Genomic DNA, 26680 nt, shown 5'->3' with positions numbered 1-26680 from the left:
GAGTGCAAAAATAGAAAGTTTATATATATTTAACAAATTTTATAACACTATTTTTCGAAAAAATACCCTAATTAACTCGATAACAGAATGAAAAATTTAAACCCATCCCCTTTCAGCTCCGGAGCATTGTTATTATAAATAAGCAAAGGTATCGGCTATCTTTTGTTTTACCCTCTCCTTGCCCCAATATTATTAGTTTTTATTAGCTTCTGGTTTACTTTTCAATACAGGCTTACCCCGAATAAATAAGCCATCTTATCCCGATGCTGGTTTTGTTTTTTTGAGTTTATTTACCTTACTAAAGAACTCTTTAGGCTTTTTAGAGTTATATCTCAGTAACTTAAGTCGACTTTAACCCCCTTATTTTAAGCATTTACTCCCCTATTATTATGTAGTCCATAGTGTTTAAAATACTGTAATACAGTATTTTAAAGCAAATACAATTCAAGCATATGTTATGCATGCATAATAATTATTATATTTGGAAAAGACCCGAATTTAATATTGATATGGAAAGTACTAAGAACAAAGTGGATAATATTGATCTTATTTTAAAACAGACTTGGTTAGCTGTATTTAAAATGTACTCTGAACGCGCTCACGAATACGATTCGACAGCTGTTCAGGCCCTAACACTCTTAAAAATTGACCCCAAGGAAGGTACTCGGAGTACGAACCTAGGTCCTAAAATGGCAATAGAACCCACTTCCCTCACCCGAATTATTAAACTCCTAGAGGATAACGGCTATATCTATAAAGAAAAAACGAAAACAGATAAAAGAGAAGTTATCATTAAGTTAACAGATAAAGGTTTAAATTCCAGGAATTTATCTAAAGAAGTCGTGCTTAATTTTAATAAGAAAGTCGTTGAAGTTATCAGCCCCGAAAAACTAGAAACCTTTAAGGAAGTAATGGGAGATATTTTAAAAATAGTGAATAATTTAAATAATAAAAATTCCAAGCCTTTATGAAAAGAAGAATTAAACACGTTACCATTCTCGGTTCAGGAATTATGGGATCAGGTATTGCAGCGCATTTCGCTAATATTGGCGTAGAAGTGTTACTGCTGGATATTGTACCTCATCAATTGTCTGACCACGAAATATCCAAAGGCCTTACTCTTGACAACAAAGCCGTACGCAATAAAATTGCCACCGAGAATCTTCAGAAACTACCCAAAGCAAGCCCAGCTCTGCTCTACTCACCAAAATTTGTAAGCCGTATTACCCCTGGAAATTTTGAGGATGACCTGAAAAAAATTAAAAATAGTGACTGGATTATTGAAGTGGTAGTAGAACGACTGGATATTAAAAAGTCGGTCTACGAAAAGATTGAAGAGCACAGAAAACCGGGGACACTCATTTCTTCAAATACTTCGGGTATTCCGATCCATCTTCTTATTGAAGGCAGAAGTGATGATTTTAAAAAACACTTTGCAGGCACTCACTTTTTCAACCCTGTAAGATATCTCCCTCTTTTAGAAATTATTCCCACCCCTGAAACCCATGCTGATATTGTAAAATTCTATATGGAATACGGTGCGAAATTTTTAGGTAAAACCACGGTTCTAGCAAAAGATACCCCAGCATTTATAGCCAATAGAATAGGAACCTTCGGTATTATGAATATTTTTTATCTGGCAAAAAAATTAGGACTTAAAGTATGGGAAATCGATAAATTAACCGGTCCTGTTATTGGTCGTCCGAAATCGGCTACCTTCCGAACAGCCGATGTCGTAGGTTTGGATACGCTGGTACACGTAGCGAATGGTATCCGTGACAGCGGAGCGGAATCAGATCTCTTTAAAAATCTATTCGAGCTACCCGACTTCGTACAATATATGATAGAAAATAAACTACTGGGCGCTAAAACCGATGGAGGATTTTTTAAGAAAATAAAGAATACAGATGGAAAATCAGAAATTTTAGGTCTCAATCTGGAAACTTACCAATATGAAAGTCAATCTAAAACAAGTTTCGCTAGCTTAGAACTGACCAAAACCATCGAAAAGCCTATAGAGCGTTTTAAAATATTGATAGAGGGTAAGGATAAAGCTGCTGCCTTTTACAGGCATAGCCTAGGAGCCTTATTTGCCTATGCCTCTAATAAAATTCCTGGTATTTCAGACGAAATTTATAAAATAGATGATGCATTACGAGCCGGTTTTGGTTGGGAAAACGGTCCCTTTGAAATTTGGGATTCCATCGGCTTAGAAAAAGGAATTGAACTTGCCAAAGAAGCCGATTATGAAGTGGCTGAGTGGGTGAACAACATGTTACAAAAAGACCATCCGGGATTTTACAAAATCAACGAAGAAGGTCATAGAAATTTCTTTGATCTCAAAACAAAAAAATATTCAAACATCCCAGGACAGGATTCATTTATTATCTTAGATCATATTCGGAAAAATAAAACCCTTTGGCATAATAGCGGTTCTGCAATTCAAGATTTAGGAGAGGGCGTTATCAATTTTGAGATCCGTTCTAAAATGAACTCTATAGGAGGAGAGGTATTGGACGGCTTAAACAAAGCCATTGATCTGGCAGAAAAAGAATATGATGCCTTAGTGATCGCAAATCAGGGGGCTAATTTTTCTGTGGGCGCCAACTTAGCCATGATTTTAATGATGGCGGTAGATCAAGATTGGGAAGAACTTAATATGGCTATACATTATTTCCAACAATCGATGATGAGGATACGCTACTCTAGCATTCCTGTAGTAGTAGCTCCGCACGGTATGACTCTGGGAGGGGGCTGTGAAATGAGCCTACATGCGGACCGCGTGGTAGCAGCAGCAGAAACTTATATTGGACTAGTGGAATTTGGAGTAGGCGTAATCCCCGGAGGAGGAGGCTCTAAAGAGCTTAGCTTAAGAACCATGAAAGAGGTGGTTAGCGACGACGTTAAAACCAACCGATTGCGTAATGCTTTTATGAATATCGCGATGGCAAAAGTAGCCACCTCCGCTTATGAAGCTTATGATATGGGGATTCTTCAAAAATACAAAGATGTAGTGGTCGTCAATAAAAATCATCAGATTGCAGCAGCTAAGCACATCGCACTACAATTAGCCACACAGGGATATACCCAACCTATAAAAGAAAAAATAAAAGTGCTGGGACGAGAAGCCTTAGGGATGTTCTATGTGGGTACTGACCAAATGCTGGCCGGCAATTATATCTCGGAACACGATAAAAAAATAGCAGATAAGTTAGGTTTTGTGATGGCAGGTGGAAATCTTTCTGAACCTACTGAGGTTACAGAACAATATCTCCTAGACCTTGAAAGAGAAGCTTTTCTATCGCTTTGCAGTGAAAGAAAAACCTTAGAGAGAATACAATATATGTTACAAAATGGAAAACCTCTTCGCAATTAGACGGGTAACAATAGAAATGAAAATGAAATGTTTTTATTAAAAATACCCAGGTGTACTTCAATTTAAAATATAGGAAAGTAAAATTTCTCAGAAACTTAAAAACGATTTGTTTTCAATATCAATCTTAAAAATAAAATTGGAAAAACTGAGTGTATTTACGCTCACCTCTTCAAATTCAATCTCTACATTATGAAACAAGCATATATAGTTGCCGGATACCGAAGTGCTGTGGGAAAAGCTCCCAAAGGCTCGCTCCGCTTTACAAGACCAGACGTTCTAGCGGCAACAGTCATCAAAAGATTAGTCATGGATATCCCCGGATTAGATCACTCCAGAATAGATGACCTGATCGTAGGAAATGCCATGCCCGAAGCGGAACAAGGCTTAAATGTCGCTCGCCTTATTTCCCTTATGGGACTTAACACAGATAAGGTTTCCGGAGTTACCATCAATCGCTACTGCGCTTCCGGATCGGAAGCTATCGCCTTAGCCTCAGCAAAAATTAAAACCGGCATGGCCGAATGTATCATAGCAGGAGGAACCGAGTCCATGAGCTTTATTCCTATGGGCGGGTATAAACCGGTACCTGAATCTCAACTTGCAGAAAACCACCCCGACTATTATTGGGGTATGGGCTATACAGCAGAAGCAGTAGCCAAAGAATACAAAATTTCCCGAGAAGAACAGGATAGATTTGCCTTTGAGTCTCATCAGAAAGCTTTAAAAGCAATCAATGAAGATCGGTTTAAGGAGCAAATAGTCCCTGTGCCTGTAGAATACACCTTTTTAGATGAGAATCAAAAATCACAAATTAAAAAATTTGACTTTTCCATAGATGAAGGTCCGAGAAAAGATACCTCACTAGAAGGGCTCGCTAAACTAAAACCTGTATTTGCGAATGGAGGCTCCGTCACTGCGGGAAATTCTTCCCAAATGTCTGATGGTGCAGCCTTTGTCCTTGTTGTTTCTGAAGCTTTTCTAAAAGAATTTAACCTTAAGCCCATCGCTAGACTGGCTTCTTATGCCACTGTGGGTGTGCCCCCACGAATTATGGGAATAGGACCGATTTATGCCATCCCAAAAGCTTTATGTCAAGCCAATATTTCCCTGAATGACGTGGATCTGATGGAAATTAACGAAGCCTTTGCTTCTCAATCAGTAGCCATCAAAAAACAATTGGACTTAAATCCCGATATTATCAATGTGAATGGTGGTGCTATAGCACTGGGCCATCCATTGGGTTGTACGGGAACCAAATTAACCATACAACTACTGGATGAAATGAAAAAAAGAGGAAGTAAATATGGCGTGGTTTCAATGTGTGTAGGAACAGGTCAAGGAGCTGCCAGTGTATTTGAATTGCTGTAAAGGGCAAAATTTCAATATCCAAATAAATACTAAATATTCAAAACCAAGGTGTTGATTTTGAATGAAAACAATCAATAACAAAATTTAATATGAGCCATACCATCAAAGGAGGAGAATTCCTCATAAAAAATATAGAAGCCAAAAATATTTTTAGCATTGAAGAGCTTAATGAAGATCAAAAGATGTTGCAAAATTCTGCTCAAGAGTTTATTGATCGCGAAGTTTACCCCAACCGCGAGCGTTTTGAAAAGAAAGATTACTCGTATACTGAAGAAGTCATGCGCAAAATTGGCGAATTGGGCTTTTTAGGAATTGCCGTTCCAGAAGCTTATGGGGGAATGGGCATGGGGTTCGTGACAAGCGTCCTGGCCTGCGACTTTATTTCAGGGATATCTGGTTCACTGGGGACAGCTTACGGTGCCCATACCGGTATAGGTACTTTACCCGTAGTTCTATACGGGACAGAAGAACAAAAACAAAAATATCTTCCGGATTTAGCTACGGGTAATCATTTTGGAGCCTATTGTTTAACAGAACCTGATGCAGGTTCTGATGCCAATTCTGGAAAAACAAAAGCTCAACTTTCTGAAGACGGCAAACACTATATTATCAATGGCCAAAAAATGTGGATTTCCAATGCGGGATTTGCAGAGACCTTTACCTTCTTTGCTAAGATTGGTGACGACAAAAACATCACGGGCTTTGTGATCAACAAATCTGAACTCGAAGATCCAAAAAGCTTAAGCTTTGGAGAAGAAGAACATAAATTGGGAATTCGGGCCTCCTCCACCCGTCAAGTATTCTTCAACGATATGAAAGTGCCAGTAGAAAATCTCTTAGGGGAAAGAAACAATGGATTTAAAATAGCGCTGAATGCATTAAATGTAGGTCGTATAAAATTAGCAGCAGCCTGCCTGGATTCGCAAAGACGCATTTTAAAAAATTCCATAAATTACGCCAATGAAAGAAAACAATTTGGAGTGTCTATTTCTAGCTTTGGTGCTATAAGAAAGAAAATTGCTGAAATGGCAATCAGTACCTTTGTAAGTGAATCAGGCACCTACCGAGCAGCCAAAGATATTCAAGATAAGATAGAAGAACTTGTGGGTACAGGCCTTGATCATCAGCAGGCAGAACTTAAAGGCGTAGAAGAATTTGCTGTAGAGTGTTCTATACTCAAATCATATGTTTCAGATCTTGCTCAGCAAACGGCAGATGAAGGTATACAAATCTATGGAGGAATGGGATTTTCCGAGGATACTCCAATGGAAGCTGCCTGGAGAGATTCTCGAATTTCAAGAATTTATGAAGGTACGAACGAAATCAACCGTCTGCTTTCTGTAGGCATGCTGATTAAACGCTCGTTAAAAGGAGAACTCGATCTACTCTCCCCAGCTATGGCCGTGGGAAAAGAACTGATGGGTATCCCCTCCTTTGAAACGCCTGACTACTCCGCTTATATGGCTCAAGAAAAAGCTTTAATTCAGAGTTTAAAGAAAATTTTCTTAATGGTCTCTGGTTCGGCACTTCAAAAGTATAAAATCGAAATAGAGAAACAACAGCATTTATTGCTGAATGCCTCCGAAATTCTCAATCAGATTTACATGGCGGAATCTGCTATTTTAAGAGCTGAAAAGCACTTTACAGAAACCAGTATAGAAGCTGCTATCGCCCAAGTAAACCTGTATAAAGGGATTGAGAAAATTACAGTGGCCGCCAGAGAGGCTATTATTTCTTTCGCTGAAGGTGATGAACAGAAAATGCTCCTCTCTGGATTGAGAAGATTTACCAAATATACCCACTATCCTAATGTGGTGAATTTAACAGAAAAAATTGCAGCGCATTATATTGCTAAAGGAGGTTACTAAATTGGCTTGTTCTCTATATTTTGGGCGCTTCACTTAGTGTGAAGCGCTTTTATACATGAAAACCCGGGATTTTATACTCACTCGGAAAATGATCAAGAGACTAGGATTTTCAATTTTAAAGAGGTTGGATAGCATGAGTTTTCTTGTTCCGTATGGTAAAATATTCGTTCTTTAAAAAATGATACATACCTATTTGAAACATCAGTTGATTTGTTACATTTGCTATATGCTTTTTTTAATAACTTATGACAAAAGAAGAACAGTTACATCGTGCAATTAAAATAGCTGTAAAAGCTCATAAAGGACAGAAAGACAAATACGATGCTCCTTATATTAATCATGTGCTGAGGGTTTCGAATATGGGAAAAACCCTAGATGAAAAAATTGTAGGAGCTCTACACGATGTGGTAGAGGATTCACAAATTAGCCTAAGCGATTTAATAGAAAAAGGCTTCTCTCCTCATATTGTGGAAGCGGTAAGATGTATCACCAAAACCAGTGAAGAAGAAGATTATAGCCTTCTGATCCAACGTATTGAAACCAATGCCTTAGCCATTGCCGTTAAAATAAACGATCTTATAGACAATATGGATCTTAAAAGAATGCCTAGATTGCTAACCGATAACGATTTAAAGAGATTTAATAAGTATATTAAATACTATCGCTATTTGATTGCAAAATATTAGTGGTATGCAATGGACTGGAAATTTTATTGTTACTCTAAACTCCAAAAAAATCCGATCCCTTACAATATTATAAACATCTTAACTCTAAATTTTTACGAACTGAAAAGTAAACATTTACAGCAAGGCTATTTAAGGGATTCAGACAGTTTAACCACCAGCTTACTCCTTCCTATGTTTTGTTTTTTCAAACCCTAATATCCTGAATAATTTTCCTACAACACTCTCCTTACAAAAATTTTTATATGAAATAATATAATATAACAAAATATATTTACACATATATTATAATAAAGTTTTTATTTTTATCATCTATTAAATAAAAATGATATTTTATAATTTTACTCATGGGAAAAATTGTGCTATAAGAGAGGTAATGCTTAAATTTGCGGCTTAATTGCATTTTTTTGAACAGAATATTATTTCAAATTATTTTATTGTGCTCCCGATTGCCCCTGTGGTTTTTATATGGGTTATCTGATATTTTATACTATGCCAACCTCTTGTTTGTAGGCTATAGAAAAAAAGTGGTGACCGAAAACTTACGAAATTCTTTTCCTGAGAAAAGCCCTAAAGAAATCACTCAAATAAGAAGAAGGTTTTTTCGTAATTTCTTTGATTACATTTTTGAAATGCTAAAAACCTTTACCATTAGCGAAACCGAGCTAAGGGTAAGGATGCAGCATCTTAATCAGGATGTATTCCGAGAATGCTATGAAGAAAAAAAAGATATTATTTTTTTAGCAGGCCATGTATTCAATTGGGAATGGATCAATGCTTTGGCCCCTTTATTACCCCAGAAGGAAAGCCACCCGGTCTACCGAAAAGTACAAAGTACATTTTGGGAAGAAAAAATAAAATTTATAAGAAATCGTTTTGGTAATAAAGCCTTGGAAGCGAAAGAGGTTCTTCGGAGTATTCTACAGAGCGGGGAAAACGGCCAATCTGTATATATGTTTGTCGCCGATCAGACGCCTCACTTCAGTGAAATTCATTATGGCCTTGATTTTCTAAACCAAAAAACACCTGCTTTTATTGGGTATGATAAGCTATCGACTAAAAAAGATCTGGCATTTGTCTATTGCGATATGAAAAAGGTGAAGAGAGGTTATTATCAGGTAAACTACTATAGAATATATCCGGATGGAGAAAAGTTTAAGCCTTATGAAGTTGTCAATAAATTTCATGAATTACTGGAAAATACCATTAAAACACGTCCGGATAACTGGCTATGGTCTCATAGAAGGTGGAAATATAAAGATGTATTAAAATGAAGCTCGCTATCGCTATACTTAATTGGAATGGAAAATCCTGGTTAGAAAAATTTCTACCCAACATCCTCACCCACTCAACCTCGGCGGATATTTATATCATCGATAATGCCTCAACAGATGATTCTGTTCGCTTTATAAGTTCTAATTTTCCAGGAGTTGGTATTATTGAAAATGCCTATAATTATGGCTTTGCCGGGGGTTATAATGAAGGCTTAAAAAATATAGAAGCCGATATTTTTTGTCTACTAAATTCGGATGTAGAGGTCAGTCCTCATTGGTTGGAACCTATATTAAATATTTTTGAAAGATCACCCGAGGTAGCCGCGGTACAACCTAAAATCCTAGATTACAATAAGAAAAACTTTTTTGAATTTGCTGGTGCAGGAGGAGGTTTAATTGATCATTTAGGTTATCCTTATTGCCGGGGAAGAGTTTTTGAAAGTATTGAAGAGGATTGTGGTCAATACGATGATGAAACTGAGATATTCTGGGCTTCAGGTTGCTGTTTTTTTATTCGAGCTCAAGACTTTTGGCTTCAGAAGGGTTTCGATACGAGTTTTTTTGCTCACCAGGAAGAAATAGATTTATGCTGGCGATTGAAAAACAGTGGTCGTCGCATTTTTTATACGGGTAAATCAAGCGTTTACCATGTGGGAGGAGGAACACTGCATAAAGAAAATCCACAAAAAACCTATCTAAATATTCGAAACAACCTCTGCATGATGCTAAAAAATCTACCTGCGGAGAAACTTTATCTTATATTGATTCGACTGTGTTTAGATGGTGTAGCAGGTATTTATTTTTTATTCAAATATGGTTTTTCTCATACTTGGGCCGTTATAAAGGCGCATTTTGGATTTTATAGAAGATGCATTTCGACCTACAAAGGTAGACATCCTCACCCCATCAAAAACTACTATCAATCTAAATGGCTGATCATCCAACACTTTCTATAACATAGCATCATAACATTAAAATTTTCTCATTTCTTACTTTTAAGCGCTAAACAGTTTAATTCTTTGCTGTGGATAAATCATTTATACGTCTGATTATTTTTTTCAACCCATCTCTCAGCGACTAAACTGTTCGAATTTACACAAACTAATAATATTCTCCATAGCGACTAGATACAGATTAATGTTCAATATTAGATAAAATAAAAGAATTAACATCATAAAAAACGTATATACATTGAATTATATTCTTTTTGTTTGTACATTTGCAAATCAAAAGATACTGCTATGGAATATAAGCTGGATGAAATCGACTTAAAGATCGTTCGCCTCATGCAGGAAAACGCAAGGATCAATAATGTAGAGTTGGCACGTAACCTGGGAATGGCTCCATCTGCAGTGCTGGAAAGAGTGAAAAAACTGGAGCAAAAAGAAGTGCTCATGTCCTACCATGCGAAAGTTAATCCCAGCGCGGTAAATCAGAATCTTCTCTCTTTTATTTTTATTAAAGTAAACGACTTGATAGGTGACGAAGAAACAGGAAGTCTATTAGCGCAGATTCCGGAAGTATTGGAAGTGCATGATATCGCCGGTGATGATGGCTATATTATAAAAGTAAGATCATCAGACACATTAGCTTTGATGAATATGATGAAAAAATCTCTATCCAGCATTAAAGGTATTGTATCAACCCGAACTATCATTGTATTGCAAACTGTAAAAGAAGATAACCAACTTATTATAACTTAAAAAAGAACTAAAAAAAATAATGAAGAATCAATCAAAATTATCAATTATCACAGCTTACCTTATTGTGTATTTTGTGTGGGGCTCTACATTCTTTTTTATACACCGGGCCCTGAGTGATTTTAGCCCATTCTTATTGGGTTCCCTGCGTTTTCTAACCGCAAGCTTATTGCTCTTTGGCTACTGCGCTATTAAAGGCTATAAACTCTTTAGCCCTCGTATTGTAAAACAATCATGTATAATAGGTTTCTTATTGTTGTTTATCGATATGGGTGCCATTATATGGGCCGAACAATATGTATCCAGCGGGATTGCAGCTATTATGGCAGCAGCAGCAGCACTGTGGTTTGTCATCTTAGATAAACCACAATGGAAAAATAATTTTTCTAAAAAGCATATTGTCATGGGCTTACTCTCGGGATTTATTGGCGTGGTCATGCTATTTTCAGAGCAACTTTATATATCCGTGCCACCATCCCAAAAACTATTAAACCTATTCTGCATGCTTTTATTAATCCTGGGATCTATTGCTTGGACTTCGGGCTCTCTTTATTCAAAATATACCTCTACAAAAAACCAGAATCAAGGTGAAGATCTACATGTTATGGTGAAGACATCTTGGCAAATGATTACTGCCGGAGTGATGTTTACCCTTGTGGGATTATGTAATGGGGAATATGCTTCTTTTCAGCCTAAAACAGTCTCTTCAAGCGGTTGGTTTTCTCTAGGATACTTGATTGTTCTGGGTTCTATTCTTACATTTATCGCCTATATATGGCTTATTCAATCCAGACCGACAACCGAAGTAAGCACACATGTCTACATCAATCCGGTTGTGGCTATTTTTTTAAGCTATTTTTTCACCAACGATATTATTACAAACTTACAAATAAGCGGCTTAATCGTTATCTTGATGAGTGTTCTTTTAATGAATTGGAATCTTTATAAAGATTCAAAACTATTTCGAAGAGCACAAATAAAGTGGTATTACTTTAGACGCAGACTGATCTTCTAACGATGGCTATAAAGCCATCGTTAATTATAAACAACCTCTGCAATAAGCGAAAACTTAGGAATTTCTACTTCAAAAGTTTCTTTGGTATTTAAATTTCTGAGTAAATAGTGCCCCTGCATTAGCCCTATACCCGAATATAAAGATACGTTGGAAAAGTAATTAAATTCATCTCCAGGGTAAATTTCAGGACTCATACCGATCACTCCATCTCCGGCCACTTCTCTCAAGCCAAATACTACATCCTTTATTTGCCACTTCCTTTTCAAGAGCTTAATCGGTATACTCCCATTATTTTTAATCGTGATATGGTAGGTGAAAATATAGCGTTCATCAATGGGAGAACTATTTTCAGTGTCGTAAAACGTCTCGACGATAATATGAATACTATGAGTAATTGCTGAATACATCATTTTTGTTTTTTGGTCTTATATTCATTATAACAAAAATCCCGCCTAAATATATAATAGACGGGATTTTTGTTATAATATCATTTAACCTTATAATTCTAAAGCCTTTCTCTCATCTCCTTGCATCAAGAATTCTACCGGGTTATCAATCGCTTCTTTAACGGCTACCAAGAAGCCTACTGATTCTTTACCGTCAATAATTCTATGATCATAGGATAGCGCTAAATACATCATTGGCCTTATCTCTACCTGCTTATTAATGGCTACAGGACGCTCAATAATGTTGTGCATTCCTAAGATGGCACTTTGCGGAGGATTAATAATCGGCGTGGAAAGCATAGATCCAAAAGTCCCCCCATTGGTAATGGTAAAGGTACCACCTGTCATTTCATCTACCGTAATTTTACCATCTCTCACCTTTATGGCCAACTCCTTTATTCCCGCTTCAATATTTCTAAAAGACATATTCTCCGCATTCCGGAGTACCGGAACCATAAGGCCTTTGGGACCAGAAACCGCTATAGAAACATCACAAAAATCATAGTTTAGTTTCTGATTTCCATCGATAGAAGCATTCACGTCAGGATATAGCTGGAGAGCTCTTACCACTGCTTTGGTAAAAAAGGACATAAATCCTAATCCTACACCATGTTTTGTTGCAAACTCCTCTTTATATTGTTTACGAAGCCTGAAGATTTCCGACATATCTACTTCGTTGAAAGTCGTCAGCATAGCTGTTTCATTCTTTACAGAAACTAAGCGTGCCGCCAACTTCCTGCGAAGCATACTCAATTTTGTAATCTGCACCGCTCTGGAACCTCCCACAGGAGAATTTCCTAAGGCAGGAGTTCCTTTCGCCTGCACCGCGTCTTCTTTAGTGATTCTTCCACCAACACCCGTTCCCGATACCTGACTTGGCTCTATTCCTTTTTCTTCTAGAATTTTCTTCGCAGCAGGTGAAGGGGTATGAGTAGCATAAGTCTTTTCAGCAACCGGCTGAGAGGAGAGATTCGCATCTTTTTGTTGTGGCTGCTCTTTTTTTTCCGTTTCTGGCTGTGGTAACTCTTTCGCAGTTGTTTCCTTAGTTTCGCTATCTTTTGCAGGCTTAGCAGCTGAGGTATCGATTAATACTACTACCTGACCTACTTGTACAGTTTCTCCTTCCTCCGCTTTTAAGGTAATGACCCCACTTGCTTCTGCTGGCAATTCTAATGTTGCCTTATCCGAATCTACTTCGGCAATAGCCTGATCTTTTTCTACATAATCTCCATCCTTTACCAACCATGTTGCTATTTCTACTTCGGTTATAGACTCCCCTGGCGAAGGGACCTTCATTTCTAATATTGACATAGGAATTCTTTTTGTTTGGCAGTTTCTTATCTATTCTGCTTTTTCGTTAATTTATATTAAGCTATACTCACTTTATTCTCTTTCCCTTCAAAGTAAAAAACCTGATTAATAATAGTATTCTGATTAATCTCAAATTTCTTATGCGATCCAGGTGCCGGCGTTCCGCTCGCAACGGGAGCTATCACTCGAGGGTTCTTATGTCTGAAGTTCCTTAAAATATAACCCCATGCTCCCATATTTTCAGGTTCTTCCTGTGCCCAGATGAACTCCTCTGCTTTAGTATATTTTTCGAATATATCTTCGATTTGATCCATTTGTAAAGGGTATAGTTGTTCCAATCTTACTAAAGCTATATTGGTGTTCTTTAATTCCTCTTTTTTGGCTAACAACTCGTAATATAGCTTACCAGAACACATCACCAATCGCTCAACCTGATCTGCTTTAGCGGTTATATCATCAATGACTGGCTGAAAAGCACCATTCGCTAATTCCTCAATAGGAGAAACTACTTTCGGATGCCGCAAGAGCGACTTAGGCGTCATCACCACTAAAGGTTTTCTAAAGTCAGATTTCATCTGCCTTCTTAATAAGTGGAAATAATTAGCCGGTGTTGTGGCATTTGCCACAATAATATTCTGGTTAGCACAAAGCGTTAAGAAGCGTTCGAGTCTAGCCGAAGAATGTTCCGCTCCCTGTCCCTCATAACCATGGGGTAATAAAAGCACCAAGCCATTCTGTTGCTTCCATTTTTCCTCTGCAGCTACTAAATATTGATCGATAATAATCTGCGCCCCATTGGAGAAATCACCAAATTGAGCTTCCCAAATTGTCAAGCTATTCGGAGATGACATGGCATAGCCATAATCAAAACCTAATACCGCATACTCGGATAATAAAGAGTTGTAGATCTGAAACTGATTTTCTTTTTCAGTCACAGCCTTTAAAGGAATATACTCTTCTTCTGTATCTTCAGTCTTAACTACCGCATGACGGTGGGAGAAAGTGCCTCGTTCCACATCCTCACCAGATATTCTCACACTATAAGCCTCATCCAATAAGGATGCATAGGCTAAAAGCTCTCCCATCGCCCAATCGAGACTATTATTCTCCAACATTTTAAGCCTCTGCTCAAAAAGTCTCGTGATTTTTTTGATAAACTTCTTATCGGTTGGTAAGGTAGAAATACGTCTCGCCAAATCTTTCAGCTTCTCTATTGGAAATTGAGTATCTACTGCTTCTAGAACAGATTTTCTCAAGCCAAAAGGAAATTTCTTCCAATCTTCTGCCATAAAAATATCCAGCGTATTCTTTTGAATATCTTTAGATTCATCGAAGTTTTCATCTAGCAATTTCTTAAACTCAACTTCCATTTGTTTCATTACAGCATCTGAAACAATACCCTCTTCAACCAATTTATTTTTATAAATCTCCCTTGGATTAGGATGTTTGGCTATAATATTATACAGTTTAGGCTGCGTAAATTTAGGTTCATCTCCTTCATTATGCCCATATTTTCTATATCCTAGAAGGTCTATATAAACATCTTTGCCAAACTGATGGCGGAAATCGGCAGCAAAATGCATAGCATGTACCACCGCTTCTACATCATCAGCATTCACATGCATTACAGGAGAATCTGTAACTTTAGCGATATCTGTACAATAGACGGAAGAACGCCCATCCAGGTAATTGGTGGTAAAGCCCACTTGATTATTGGTTACTACATGAACCGTACCTCCTGTTTTATAACCTTCCAAAGTCATCATCTGGGCCACTTCATACACAATGCCTTGTCCTGCAATAGCAGCATCACCATGGATAACAATAGGTAAAATCTTTTTATAATCTCCTTCATAAGCATTGTCCACCTTAGCACGGCTAATTCCCTGCACCAATGCGGCTACAGTCTCTAAGTGAGAGGGATTAGGCACCAAGTTGATTTTAACCTTTTCCTGAGCTGCAGTTTCTATAACTTTGGTGGCTCCCAGGTGATATTTAACATCGCCCGAGAATACATCTTCTTCGAATTCTTTCCCTTCAAATTCACTGAAAATTTGTTTATAGGGTTTTTGGAAAATATTGGTTAATACATTGAGTCTCCCCCTATGTGCCATACCTAAAATTACCTCGTCCACTCCCAACTGTGAAGATCTGGTGATCACTTGATCTAATGCCGGTATTAAGGCCTCCAAACCTTCTAAAGAGAAACGTTTTTGCCCTACAAATTTGGTATGAAGATAGTTTTCAAAGGCTACCGCCTGATTAAGCCTTTGTAGAACATGTTTTTTTTCTTCCGGCGTCAGACGAGGATGGTTTTTATTAACCTGAATCCACTTACGAATGAAATTTCTTTCTTCTACATTTTTAATATGCGAATATTCTACCCCTATAGATTCGCAGTAAACACTTTCAAGACTTTTTATAATCTGACGAAGGCTAGCTGGGGCAGAAAATCCGACCTCTGTAGCACAATTAAAGGATCTATCTAAATCGGCAGATGTAAGTCCAAAATTCTCAATATCCAGCGTAGGTTCAAAATGCCTCCGCTCCCGTATAGGATTTGTCTTGGTAAAAAGATGCCCCCGAATACGATAGCCCTCAATAAGATTAATGACTTTGAATTCTCCGCGAATATCCTCGGAGACCTCAGAGATATTGACATTACTCTTCTGTACTTGTGAGCCAAAAGATTGAACCTCCTGCAGTGTTTTCTCATCATTGTAATTTTCCAAAGCAAAATCAAACCCTTGAAAAAAAGCTTTCCATGATGGCTCCAGACTGTCAGGATATTTTAAATATTGCTGATACATATCCTCAATAAACTGAGAATGTACTGCATTTAGGAATGAGAATCTATCCATTATTACCTTATATCTATTTTTTATAATGTTGCAAAATTACAAATAATAACGCAGTTGCCAAAGCATTTCACAAAATACAAAGAATTGATTTTGTTGCCACTTCATTTTAATAAATCTGAAGTGTAATTTTCAAAATCACTTCCTTATTTTCAGCAGGAGGCTCCATAAATATTTCTACCAATTCTCCAGTGGACATCTCCATCTTTTTTGCCTCTTCTTTTAAGTTGGTGATTGTTTTTTTTATGCCTTCATAGTCTCCTTTATAGTAGGTTGAAATGCTTTTTCCCCGTTTGATTGTTCTAAAACTAAAATTATTATCGTTAATATCAAAGGTTTTACTCACTTCCACACCACAGAAATAAGAAATTTTATTATTAGGCCCTTCGCTATTTAGCATGAGATGAAGATCTCCAAATTCATCGTCTTTTTTTTCTAAATCTTTTATCATGAAGGTGTGTAATTGATTATAATTCATCACCACAGAATTATAAAAATCTCCATTTTTACGAGTGGGAGTGCTTGCACTAATCCCTATTAACAACTTCTCCTGATTATCTTCTACAAAAATCTTATTATATTGGATAGAGTTTATGCGTTTTTCTTTATCCACTTTACTGCCTAGGACATGATCCAATGATAATATACTTTTATCTATTGCGGAAATAAAATCCTCTTCATACAATAAATTTAAAGAGCGCTTTAAATATGGAGTAGGCGGCGTTTTCACAAACCAAGTGATTTCGGTTTTATCTTCTCCAAGCTTTTCAAATTTGACATCGATATAATAAGGATGACTATCCCCGTTTCTAAATAGCTGATATTTTATTCCGCTGCCCGGCATCATATAACGTATAAACAAATCACCCCTTTGTGCAGAATCTCTTTTATTCACAAACCGCATAGAACTCCCCGTTCCTTCATAGGGTTCATAAAAAGAAAAACTAAGTTCTGATTCGCCATCCTGTACAAATTTGTTCCATCGCGATAAATTACAAAGGTTATTAAATTGTGGAAAAACTTTTTCCAAAGGATAATGAACCTCTTTCTTCACAGAAAAGCTTTTTGTTTTTTCTACAAAAAGCATGGAGATGGCATATATTCCAAATATTATGATCAGAAAAGTAATGATTAACTTAATCCACTTCATTCGTTAAAATTTGAAAACAAAGATAGTATTCTTACTTAAAATAACCTTGTTTTATTAGCGTTTCATTTATAATAATTGTTACTTTTTTAGTACTCGGAAGTACAATGTAACTTATTTAAAATTCAGTTAAAATTAATTATTGAGTCCTATTGAATATATTTAATCCTAAAAATACTATAGCCATACTCCATTACAATAAACTAGCGGCTTGAATATGCTCCTCCGTAGGATTTTTTTCTATGGTATCATATCAAAATATACATGCACAATATTTTTGAAAATCATTCGGAGTGGTAGCTTTATGTGATCTCGGTAAAAAAGATTTCACCATATTTCTATTGTCTTTTATTACTGCCAAAAGCATACCCCAACGAAAGCATATAGCCCCGATTATATATTTTAATATTATCCGTTTTGATTTCACCATTGGTATAAGTGTTGGCATATTGGAAAATATCTGTAAATCCATGCATGTATCTTGCTCCTATGGATAGCCCGAAATCAAAACCGTATTCTACTCCTACATTTACACCAAAATCGAATTTTTGCAAATAACGTGTTTGGCTTTCATCATTTTTAGGATCACCGAAAATACTTTTGTCTTTAAACATCCTGGCATTTTTATCCTTACGCTGTACACTGGCATTTAAAAGCGCGCTCAAGTAGGCCCCTGTATAGAGCTGGAAACGTCCTATATAAAAGTTTAAATTGGCGGGCATAAGATCCAAATAAAACAGGCTTAGATTTGATGTGTAATCCCCATATTGTGTGTCGGCGAGCATTACTCCGATACGCTTTTGGCTAAACAGCAATTCGTGTATCAAGCCAAACTTCTTGGATATACGTGTATCTACATATATGCCTGCCTGAAAACCATTTTTAAATTCTGTTTTATTACTGGCAAATATATCATCCAGATCCTTTCCATAGAGATTGCTATAGGTCCATCCGGCTTTAATTCCCCATTTAACCTCATTGTTCAGCAATTGTTGATCCAAGATAGAGTCTGATTTTTTTAGACTTGTGTGGAGATCGTTATACGATTGCGTATAACTGAGTTTCCAAAGAACTACAGCTATGAGTAATATTATTCTTTTATTCATCTCATTGTCTTTTAGAAATTAATATCCCAAATACCAGCAGCCTTTTCCAATTCCACAAGCGCCACAGCATGTTGATAAAGGCTCTGATAATAGTTTTGTTGGACTTCGTTGTAGGTGCGATGCGCTTCTAAAACTTCCAGTAGAGAAGTCTCCCCCCTTTTGTAACTGTATATTTTTCCATTCAAAATAGCCTTTGCTTCTGCTAATAATCCAGTATTGAAAAGTGCTAATTGTTTTTGCGCAGATTTATAATTATAGAAAGCTTGGGTTACTTCAGCCTCAATATTAAGCGCGGTTTGCTCGTATAAGACTTCTGCTTGGATTTTACCATATTCTGACGCTCTAAGTTCTCCTGATCGGTTATTGGAAAATTTAAGTGGAATGCTAATACCTGCGTTTACCGCTGTAAATGACGGTGTGGGAGCGATAACATTCTTTACATAAGAGTTATAGCTGACACTCAATGACAAACCCAAATCAAGAGCCCTGTTGGCTTTAGAGAGCTTAATGATATTTTGGGAAATATTTTTATTTTGCAAAGCGATTTTCAGATCTGTCCTATTATTTTGGGCGATAATTATTAATTCCTGTAATAAAAAATTTCTATCAAAGCCTTTAAAACCTTCTTTAGGATAAAATAAGCTAGACCTTTGTCTTTGACCTGAAAAAAGAGATAAATTAACCAATGAACTCTTTAATTCTGCTTGTGCGGCATATACTTCGCTAAGTATTGTACCTGCTTCCAATTTTGATTGTCGTGCATTTACCTGCGCAATTGCACCAAGCTTAAAACGTATGCTATCTGCTTCTGCGAGTTTTTTCATTTGTTGATACGAATTCAACTTTACATCCAGCAAATAGCGGTTATAAATACCTGTTAAATAAGCTAATGTAGCATCCGACCGTAATTTCCGAAAGTAATCTTCCAGCAATATCCGCGTAAGCTTGGCTTCATTTTGGGCCATCTCTATCCTAGCTTTTCTCTTCCCTCCAAGTTCCAATGTCCAAGAAAGTTCTGAACCAAAACCATACCCCATATTCATTCTCCGCTGCCCGTTATCTGTAAAACTGAAACCAAATTCCGGATCAGGAAATACTCTGGCACTCAATATATTCGCTTCTGCCATCTTAATTTTGAATTTCTCTGCAGAATATTCAAGATTATTTTTGCCTACAAGACCTATATAGGTGATATAGTCTATATTGCTTTTTGTAAACAGAGTGTCTATTTTCTGTGCGCTGAGCGTATAGGACAAGTTTATAATAGCCATGCTGAATCCTATTTTTATATATTTTTTCATTGGCTTTGTTTTATAATGATTTTGATTCATTGAGGTTTTTATTCCTTTTATTTTCTATAAGATAATACAGTACCGGTAAAGCAAAAAGGGTAATGGCGGTAGAGAAAAGCAATCCATAAACGATTACTGTGGCCAATGGCCGTTGCACATCTGAACCTACACCCGTAGCCAGTGATGCAGGAAATAAACCCAGCACCGCTACAGTTGCCGTCATGAGTACCGGGCGAAACCGGTGACTGGAGCCTTCTATTACGGCTCTCAGTAAATCATAACCTTTTTTTCTAAGTTCATTAATATGTGAAATCATAATTACCCCGTTCTGTATTGCCACACCAAACAAGGCTATAAAACCAACGGCAGAAGATACATTGAGCGACATACCCCTTACATTCAGTGCCAGCATCCCTCCAAAAAGAGCCAAAGGTACGATACCCATTAACAAACCTGCTTGACGAAAAGAGCCAAATGCTCCATACAACAGTATAAACATAATGCTCAATGCTAAGGGTACAATAACCGATAACCTTTGATAAGCACGGTTTTGATTTTCAAACTGCCCTCCCCATTTGATACTGAATTTATGGTGGTCGTACTGTATGTTTTTCTCAATAGCATTTTGTGCATCTGTCACTAAGGATTTTAAATCTCTGTTACGCGTATTGAACTTTACAGTTAGATGTCTTTTATTCATCTCACGTGTAATGGTACTTTCGCCAGTATTCAGTTGTACTTTCGCTACCTGAGACAAAGGTATCTTCGCCCCTGTTGAGGAGGTCAGCATTAGATTGGCAATTTTTTCTGGTGTATTACGGCTTTTTTCACTATACCGGCAAATAATATCGTATACTTTATCTCCGATAAACAATTGAGACACCGCTTTGCCACCAATGCCTACTTCGATAAGTTGAGCTACATCGGAAACATTCAAACCGTATTGAGCTATTTTTTCACGATCTGCATGTATTTGAAGTTGTGGTAAAGGCGGCTCTTGATCAATATCCAAATCTACTACACCATTTACGGTTTTTAGCGTTTTCATCACTTCTTCGGCAATTCTTCGGGTTTCCTTAAAATCATCTCCGTATATTTTTACGACAAGCTCACTATGGGCTCCGGAAATCTTATCCATAACCCCATCTATCATGGGTTGAGAAAAACCTATAGTAAATCCAGGCATTTGTTCGTATTCCTTTGCTAATTCTTCAATAAGATCATTTTTTGTTTTACCATTCTTCCATTCCCGGTAGGGTTTAATACCTATAGACACTTCAAAATGAGAAGCTGTCCAAGGGTCTGTACCATCATCATTACGCCCTGCCTGCACCATAATATAGGTAACCTCATCATACTTCATGGTCCTTGCTCTAAGTATATCACTCATCTCTTTAGCCTTTTCCACCGAGATACCTGGAGGCAATTGTACCTGTAACCAAATAGAACCTTCATCCAGTGATGGTAAAAAATCTTTTCCCACGCGAATGCTAAGCAATGATGCCCCCCCTAAAATGGCGATCAGAATAACTACCGCTATCTTAGGTCTGGTCATGATGTTAGGTAGACTCATGCGGTAATAATCCGCCCATTTTTCCAACCATCGATTGTGATAAAGTTTTTGAGGCTTACGGTATATTACATATGCCAATCCTGGGATGAGCAACAATGCCACTGCCAAGGCTCCCAATAGTGCATATCCGACAGTAAAAGCCATAGGTGAAAAGAGCCTTTTCTCCACCCTTTCAAAGGCAAAAAGCGGCAAATAAGCAGTAATAATAATAAGAGTAGCAAAGAATACAGGCTTCGCGACTTCAGCGGCGCGTTGTGCTATGTTTTTTTCACTGAGATTTTCTGCTGGATTATCTTCTCGTTTTTTCAAGATAGTTTCCATCATAACAACAGCTCCATCCACAATAATACCGAAATCTATAGCTCCAAGAGAAAGTAGGTTAGCTGGAATATTCGTGAAGTGCATGAGTATAAATGCTATAAGCAATGCGATTGGAATCGTAATGGCCACCAGCAATGCTCCTCTCCAGCTACCAAGGAATACTATCAGTACGATAACCACCAAAGTCATCCCTTCGAGCAAAGTGTGCGACACAGTATCCAAGGTGGTGCTTATCAAATCGGTTCTATCGAGGACGGTATGTATGCGTACCCCTTCAGGTAAATCTCCATTATTCAGCTCATCGACTGCTTCATGTATACCTTTCAACACGTTGGATGGATTTTGCCCTTTCAACAGGAGCACAATACCTTCTAAGCTTTCTGAATAGTTACGCTTCCGATCGGTATATCCTAATACACCTTTTCTTTCTAAGTTACCGTATTTTAATTCGCCCATATCGCTTAGGAATATAGGCACACCATTTTCAGATTTTACGACAATTTTTCCTAGATCTTTCAAGTTTTTCACCAATCCTATTCCACGGATAACATAGCCTAACTCTCCTCTTGGTAAAACACTTCCCCCCGCATTGACGTTATTATTCTCTATAGTTTCAATGATTTCGCTTAGCGTAAGTTTGTATTGTTGGAGTTTATGAGGATCAATTTCAATCTGAAACTGCGTGGTAATACCTCCGAAATTAGTCACATCAGCAACTCCTGGCACTTGCTTAATACGCGGAATAATACTAAAGTTTTGCAGATCGGTCAACTCTCGTAAATCCTGACCGCCCTGACTCTCGATAATATAACGGTAGATTTCTCCTACCGGAGATGTGAGCGGATCAAGTTCGGGAGCAGCATTATAAGGCAGTTCTACCTCATTGAGCCTTTCTTGAATCCTCATTCTCGCCCAATAATCCTCTACTCCTTCTTCAAAAACAATAGTAATTATAGATAAACCAAATGTACTTTTACTGCGCATAACATGCATTCCAGGTAAGCCATTTAATGCGCGCTCTAAAGGAATGCTTATTTGCTGTTCCACCTCTTCGGCAGCCAATCCGGGGACTTGGGTGACCACCTGTGAGGTAACATCGGCAATATCAGGATAGGCCTCTATGGAAAGCTGTTTCCACGAATAGTACCCAAAAAATGCCAAAAGGATAAACAGGGCCAGCATTAGCCAACGCTTTTCTACACTAAGATTTATTAATCTATTCATTTTATTCCATCATTTATATTATAGTGAAATTTAGTTGGCCATCAGTAATCCCTATTCATGAGAGACCCTCCTTCCGATACAATCACTTCTCCAGTTCTCAAACCAGACTTAACAATGACTTTTCCATTGGAAGTAGCACCCGTTTCAATTTGTCTTTTCTCAAAATGCGTATCATCAATTTTCACAAAAACGAATTGTTTTTCCTCTTTTTGAAATACCGACTGAGCAGGAATAAGTATGCTATTTTCAGGCATATTTTTAAATAAAACCGTCACATACATTCCTGGTTTTAAATCGCGATTTAGATTTTCACATTCTACCAATACCTCTACACTACGGCTTTGTTCATTTACCACCTCATTCACGTGATATATCTTTCCTTTGATGATTCTGTCGGGGAAAGCATCAACCTTCACTTCCACATCATCCAATGTATGAATGAAACGAATGTCTTTTTCCTTAACCTCTCCTACTATCCACACTTTGGATAATTCGGCAACAACAATAATCGGGTCTGCATCTTCTTTAAGATATTGGCCTCTAACGATTTTATTAGTAAGAACCTCTCCTCGAATGGGGGATACAATGGTGAGAGGCTTGCCTAAAACTGTTTTTTCGGGAGCAATATTAAAAATCTTTAAAGCTGCGGATGCATTGAATAAAGCCGATTTTTTAGTGATATATTCTGTTTCGGCTTCTTCAAACTCTCGTCGCACCCCTACACCATTATTGAGCAAATCCCGTTGACGCTTCAAGTTGAGTGTAGCCTGCTGAAATTCTTGCTTGGCATCAAAATATTCTTTTTGCGCATTAAAATAGTCGGGTGAACTGATATCTAATAAAGGGGATCCGGGTTGCACCTTCTGACCAAGCCTTACATAAGATTTTAATACCCTTCCCGCAAATGGTGGTGCTATTTCCGCATAAGCGGTAGGTATAGCTCTTACTATTCCGGCAGTAGTTAATTCCATTACAAAATACTGCTCGGATATAGTACTGAAATTCAGCCTGGGTTTTATATTTGAATTTCCCGCCAAAACTATAGTATCTCCTTTTAGGGTATAGCCATCAGAAAATTCTTCCTTATTTTTTTTAGAATCATTACAGGAGTACAATAGGCATGAAATTGCCACTGAAAGTAACAATAAGAATGCTATATTATTACTGAATTGATTGGATTGGGTCATCATAATATTTAATTTAGGATTAAAATCTGTGTTCTTTCACTCCTTTGTTAATGCGATGCAAAGGTCCATAGATAATCTTGCTTTAACGGTTAGAGAAACAACAGAAAAAAATTAGAATTTTATTAGAAAAGCTCTTCCAGATAGAGAAATGGGGCAAAAAGATCCATTTACCTCCCTATAACCAAGTACTGAATTTCCTGATAAACCAGTTTTTTACGGCTTGCGTCAACAAGCAATAGCTAAACAAGATGCCTATCAGCCAAGGGAAGTAAGCCAATGGCAAAGACTGCATTTTCAACGCTCCTGCAAAAGGTGAAAAAGGTAAGATGATACCTATAAGAATAATCAAAGAAGTGAGGGCTACTACGGGAGCGGCTGCCCAACTCTGTATAAATGGAATCTTACGGGTACGTATCATATATATGATAAGCGTTTGCGACAGCAGCCCTTCCACAAACCAGCCACTTTGGAAGAGTGTCTGGTGTTCCGGTGCATTTGCTTTGAACACAAAGAACATAAGCGCAAATAAGGCAAAATCAAATATGGAGCTTATTGGTCCGATGAAAAGCATAAACTTTGATACGCTCCCGACATTCCATTTCTTTGGCTTTTCCAAAAAATCCTGATCCATCTTATCCCAAGGAATGGAAATTTGCGAAATATCATACAGAAGGTTTTGTATCAGCAGATGTACAGGAAGCATGGGCAGGAAGGGTAAAAATGCACTGGCTCCAAGCATACTGAACATATTACCAAAATTACTACTGGCAGTCATCTTGATATACTTAATGATATTTCCAAAGGTTCTTCTGCCATATATCACGCCTTTACGCAGTACCATCAGATCTTTTTCCAACAGGATAATATCGGCACTTTCTTTGGTAATGTCCACGGCAGTATCTACGCTAATGCCCACATCGGCTTCTTTGAGTGCTGCCGCATCGTTGATGCCATCCCCTATAAAGCCTACGGTATGTCCCTTGCTACGCAATGCTTTTACGAGCCTTACTTTTTGCAGGGGGTTGAGCTTGGCAAAAACAGAAACATTATCAATTTTCCGGAATAGTTCATCATCAGTCATTTTTTCTAAATCACTGCCATTAATGATATGCTGAACGGGAATGCCCACATCGTTGCAAATCTTCTTGGAGACTATTCCGTTATCGCCTGTAAGCACTTTTATGCCTACGCCCAACTTTTGTAAGGCTTCAATAGCGGGCTTTGACGAGGTTTTTGCAGGGTCTAGAAACCCTATGAAGCCCGTTAGTGTTAACTGCCTTTCATCTTCAACGGAATAGGTAAGCGGGTGTGTTCCTTTAAATTCACGGATGGCCACCAGCAATACCCGAAGTCCTTCTTCATTCATCCTTTTGGATGTGTTCAATACCGTTTGGCGCACGTTGTCGTCCATAGGCACTACGGTATCATTCTCAATATGAACGCTGCGGTCTTCTCCCGGTTCAAAAGCACTGGTGCATAGTTCCAACATTTCTTCAACCGCTCCCTTGCAGATAAGCAGATGCTTGCCGTTATGTTTTTTCAGTACTACGGACATGCGCCTGCGCTGAAAATCAAATGGAATTTCGTCGACCTTAATGTATTGTTCTTCTACTTTCAGGTAGTCGTGCAAATCTACGTGTTCCAATACGGCTTTGTCCATCAGGTTTTTAAGCCCTGTTTGGTGAAAGCTATTGAGGTAAGCCCATTTCAAGACTTCATCATCTTCTACACCATCCACGTTCAGGTGTTTTTCCAATACAATTTTATCCAGTGTCAAGGTTCCGGTCTTATCGGTACATAGAATGTCCATTGCCCCGATGTTTTGAATGGAGTTTAAACGCTTTACGATGACTTTTCGTTTGCTCATATTGACAGCTCCCTTTGCTAAATTAGCCGTCACTATCATGGGCAGCATTTCAGGCGTTAAGCCCACCGCTACGGCAATGGCAAAAAGAAATGCTTCTGCCCAATTGCCTTTCAGTAAACCGTTGATGATGAAAATAAGCGGAACCATCACCAGCATGAAGCGAATGAGCAGAAAGCTGATCTTGTTAATTCCCTTGTCAAAACTGGTTTCGGGACGTTCGCCTACAATGGATTTACTGATACTGCCAAAAAATGTATAGCTGCCAGTGGCAACTACAACTGCTGTAGCAGAACCGCTTACCACGTTGGTACCCATAAAGCAGATGTTATTGAGTTCTACAGGCTGTTTTTCCACGGCATTACGTATGGGAAAATAGCTTTTTTCAACGGGCAAAGCTTCTCCTGTAAGCATACTTTCGCTAACAAACAGGTCTTTGCTTTTTAGAATGCGACAATCGGCAGGTATCATATCACCCGCAGACAGATATACAATATCGCCAGGTACAAGCTGGCTGATAGGAATTTCTTTTTTCCCTGTAAACTTCCTCAATACATTAGCAGTGGTCTTTACCATACTTTTTAGTTTTTCGGCAGCCGCATTGCTCCGATATTCCTGCACAAAACGCAAAAGCGCACTGACCAAAACCATAATGCATACCACTATAACGGTTTTGAAATCACGGTCTTCGGCAGATGCCAGCCATATGTCAATCACAAAGGACACCGCAGCGATGACCAGCAGGATATAAATAAAGGGATTGGCAAATGCCTTTAATAAATGCACATACCATTTCGGTGCTTTTTGATGCTGTAACTCATTCGCTCCGAATTTCAGGATCCGGTCATCTGCTGTTACATCAGTAATACCTTCCTCACTGGTTTCCAGCATGGCATAAACTAAATGGCCATTCTGACGGGAAGCATTCTGCAACTTGGTTACGGTTCCCATGTTCATTCCACTTGAATTAATCACTGAATGCAGCGGATTTTTTATTTTGTCTTTACGCATTGTCATAACATCTTATTTCGATTTTATGAATAGAATCTGCTTTCTATAGTAGTGTT

General features: G+C 37.8%; 18 protein-coding genes. 9 read left to right on the top strand and 9 right to left on the bottom strand.

The annotated features are described in order from the left end of the window. The first annotated feature begins 509 nt into the window (after nt 1–509). The 9 genes from GNY06_RS06960 (at nt 510) to GNY06_RS06920 (ending at nt 11284) form a co-directional block, all read left to right on the top strand. Nucleotides 510–971: a MarR family winged helix-turn-helix transcriptional regulator gene (locus tag GNY06_RS06960; RefSeq protein ID WP_166519394.1), complete on the top strand. Its 462-nt coding sequence runs from the start codon at nt 510–512 to the stop codon at nt 969–971. Next, nucleotides 968–3376 (top strand): 3-hydroxyacyl-CoA dehydrogenase/enoyl-CoA hydratase family protein, encoded by a 2409-nt coding sequence (locus tag GNY06_RS06955; RefSeq protein ID WP_166519393.1) that lies wholly within the window; start codon nt 968–970, stop codon nt 3374–3376. The genes GNY06_RS06960 and GNY06_RS06955 overlap by 4 nt, the downstream gene beginning before the upstream one ends. A 189-nt stretch (nt 3377–3565) precedes the next feature. Further along, nucleotides 3566–4744, top strand: coding sequence for a thiolase family protein (locus tag GNY06_RS06950; protein WP_166519392.1), 1179 nt, complete (start codon nt 3566–3568; stop codon nt 4742–4744). An 89-nt stretch (nt 4745–4833) separates the two neighbouring features. Beyond that, on the top strand, nt 4834–6612 hold the full coding sequence (locus tag GNY06_RS06945) for an acyl-CoA dehydrogenase family protein (protein ID WP_166519391.1): 1779 nt from the start codon (nt 4834–4836) through the stop codon (nt 6610–6612). Nucleotides 6613–6857: 245 nt separating this feature from the next. Then, the gene (locus GNY06_RS06940; RefSeq protein ID WP_166519390.1) at nt 6858–7298 is read left to right on the top strand and encodes an HD domain-containing protein; all 441 of its coding nucleotides are present in this window, start codon (nt 6858–6860) and stop codon (nt 7296–7298) included. Between the two features lie 404 nt (nt 7299–7702). Then, entirely contained in the window at nt 7703–8569 is an 867-nt protein-coding gene (locus tag GNY06_RS06935) for a lysophospholipid acyltransferase family protein (RefSeq protein WP_176589990.1), read from the top strand. After that, nucleotides 8566–9525 (top strand): glycosyltransferase family 2 protein, encoded by a 960-nt coding sequence (locus GNY06_RS06930; protein ID WP_166519389.1) that lies wholly within the window; start codon nt 8566–8568, stop codon nt 9523–9525. The genes GNY06_RS06935 and GNY06_RS06930 overlap by 4 nt, the downstream gene beginning before the upstream one ends. 285 nt (nt 9526–9810) lie before the next feature. Continuing rightward, nucleotides 9811–10272 (top strand): Lrp/AsnC family transcriptional regulator, encoded by a 462-nt coding sequence (locus GNY06_RS06925; RefSeq protein WP_166519388.1) that lies wholly within the window; start codon nt 9811–9813, stop codon nt 10270–10272. 19 nt (nt 10273–10291) lie between these two features. After that, nucleotides 10292–11284 (top strand): EamA family transporter, encoded by a 993-nt coding sequence (locus GNY06_RS06920; RefSeq protein WP_166519387.1) that lies wholly within the window; start codon nt 10292–10294, stop codon nt 11282–11284. Nucleotides 11285–11304: 20 nt separating this feature from the next. Here GNY06_RS06920 and apaG read toward each other — a convergent pair whose 3' ends face one another. From apaG to mgtA, 9 genes are all read right to left on the bottom strand, one after another. Then, the gene (gene apaG, locus GNY06_RS06915; protein ID WP_166519386.1) at nt 11305–11694 is read right to left on the bottom strand and encodes a Co2+/Mg2+ efflux protein ApaG; all 390 of its coding nucleotides are present in this window, start codon (nt 11692–11694) and stop codon (nt 11305–11307) included. Between the two features lie 87 nt (nt 11695–11781). Then, the gene (gene odhB, locus GNY06_RS06910; protein WP_166519385.1) at nt 11782–13041 is read right to left on the bottom strand and encodes a 2-oxoglutarate dehydrogenase complex dihydrolipoyllysine-residue succinyltransferase; all 1260 of its coding nucleotides are present in this window, start codon (nt 13039–13041) and stop codon (nt 11782–11784) included. A 56-nt stretch (nt 13042–13097) separates the two neighbouring features. Continuing rightward, nucleotides 13098–15902, bottom strand: coding sequence for a 2-oxoglutarate dehydrogenase E1 component (locus tag GNY06_RS06905; RefSeq protein ID WP_166519384.1), 2805 nt, complete (start codon nt 15900–15902; stop codon nt 13098–13100). 106 nt (nt 15903–16008) lie between these two features. Next, nucleotides 16009–17049 (bottom strand): GyrI-like domain-containing protein, encoded by a 1041-nt coding sequence (locus GNY06_RS06900; RefSeq protein WP_166519383.1) that lies wholly within the window; start codon nt 17047–17049, stop codon nt 16009–16011. 335 nt (nt 17050–17384) lie between these two features. Further along, nucleotides 17385–18152: a porin family protein gene (locus tag GNY06_RS06895; protein WP_166519382.1), complete on the bottom strand. Its 768-nt coding sequence runs from the start codon at nt 18150–18152 to the stop codon at nt 17385–17387. A gap of 11 nt (nt 18153–18163) precedes the next feature. Then, nucleotides 18164–19453, bottom strand: a complete 1290-nt coding sequence (locus tag GNY06_RS06890; RefSeq protein WP_166519381.1) for a TolC family protein — start codon at nt 19451–19453, stop codon at nt 18164–18166. Between the two features lie 10 nt (nt 19454–19463). After that, nucleotides 19464–22562, bottom strand: coding sequence for an efflux RND transporter permease subunit (locus GNY06_RS06885; protein WP_166519380.1), 3099 nt, complete (start codon nt 22560–22562; stop codon nt 19464–19466). A 41-nt stretch (nt 22563–22603) separates the two neighbouring features. After that, complete coding sequence (locus GNY06_RS06880; RefSeq protein ID WP_244614380.1) at nt 22604–23752, bottom strand: efflux RND transporter periplasmic adaptor subunit; 1149 nt, start codon at nt 23750–23752, stop codon at nt 22604–22606. A 172-nt stretch (nt 23753–23924) separates the two neighbouring features. Further along, nucleotides 23925–26624 carry a magnesium-translocating P-type ATPase gene (gene mgtA, locus GNY06_RS06875; protein WP_244614379.1) on the bottom strand — a complete coding sequence of 900 codons (2700 nt, stop codon included), beginning with the start codon at nt 26622–26624 and terminating at the stop codon, nt 23925–23927. Nucleotides 26625–26680: the final 56 nt, after the last annotated feature.

Source organism: Elizabethkingia argenteiflava (genome assembly GCF_009904105.1).
Lineage (GTDB): Bacteria > Bacteroidota > Bacteroidia > Flavobacteriales > Weeksellaceae > Elizabethkingia > Elizabethkingia argenteiflava.
The sequence above is the reverse complement of the archived record's forward strand: the minus strand, read 5'-3'. Positions and strand labels throughout refer to the sequence as shown.

What these genes read in the sequence shown, in the direction of transcription:
- GNY06_RS06930 (WP_166519389.1), top strand. Translation starts at nt 8,566, where the DNA reads ATGAAGCTCGCTATCGCTATACTTAATTGGAATGGAAAATCCTGGTTA.
- GNY06_RS06940 (WP_166519390.1), top strand. Translation starts at nt 6,858, where the DNA reads ATGACAAAAGAAGAACAGTTACATCGTGCAATTAAAATAGCTGTAAAA.
- GNY06_RS06900 (WP_166519383.1), bottom strand. Translation starts at nt 17,049, where the DNA reads ATGAAGTGGATTAAGTTAATCATTACTTTTCTGATCATAATATTTGGA.
- GNY06_RS06920 (WP_166519387.1), top strand. Translation starts at nt 10,292, where the DNA reads ATGAAGAATCAATCAAAATTATCAATTATCACAGCTTACCTTATTGTG.
- GNY06_RS06885 (WP_166519380.1), bottom strand. Translation starts at nt 22,562, where the DNA reads ATGAATAGATTAATAAATCTTAGTGTAGAAAAGCGTTGGCTAATGCTG.
- GNY06_RS06905 (WP_166519384.1), bottom strand. Translation starts at nt 15,902, where the DNA reads ATGGATAGATTCTCATTCCTAAATGCAGTACATTCTCAGTTTATTGAG.
- odhB (WP_166519385.1), bottom strand. Translation starts at nt 13,041, where the DNA reads ATGTCAATATTAGAAATGAAGGTCCCTTCGCCAGGGGAGTCTATAACC.
- GNY06_RS06960 (WP_166519394.1), top strand. Translation starts at nt 510, where the DNA reads ATGGAAAGTACTAAGAACAAAGTGGATAATATTGATCTTATTTTAAAA.
- GNY06_RS06890 (WP_166519381.1), bottom strand. Translation starts at nt 19,453, where the DNA reads ATGAAAAAATATATAAAAATAGGATTCAGCATGGCTATTATAAACTTG.
- mgtA (WP_244614379.1), bottom strand. Translation starts at nt 26,624, where the DNA reads ATGCGTAAAGACAAAATAAAAAATCCGCTGCATTCAGTGATTAATTCA.
- GNY06_RS06880 (WP_244614380.1), bottom strand. Translation starts at nt 23,752, where the DNA reads ATGATGACCCAATCCAATCAATTCAGTAATAATATAGCATTCTTATTG.
- apaG (WP_166519386.1), bottom strand. Translation starts at nt 11,694, where the DNA reads ATGATGTATTCAGCAATTACTCATAGTATTCATATTATCGTCGAGACG.
- GNY06_RS06895 (WP_166519382.1), bottom strand. Translation starts at nt 18,152, where the DNA reads ATGAATAAAAGAATAATATTACTCATAGCTGTAGTTCTTTGGAAACTC.
- GNY06_RS06925 (WP_166519388.1), top strand. Translation starts at nt 9,811, where the DNA reads ATGGAATATAAGCTGGATGAAATCGACTTAAAGATCGTTCGCCTCATG.
- GNY06_RS06945 (WP_166519391.1), top strand. Translation starts at nt 4,834, where the DNA reads ATGAGCCATACCATCAAAGGAGGAGAATTCCTCATAAAAAATATAGAA.
- GNY06_RS06955 (WP_166519393.1), top strand. Translation starts at nt 968, where the DNA reads ATGAAAAGAAGAATTAAACACGTTACCATTCTCGGTTCAGGAATTATG.
- GNY06_RS06950 (WP_166519392.1), top strand. Translation starts at nt 3,566, where the DNA reads ATGAAACAAGCATATATAGTTGCCGGATACCGAAGTGCTGTGGGAAAA.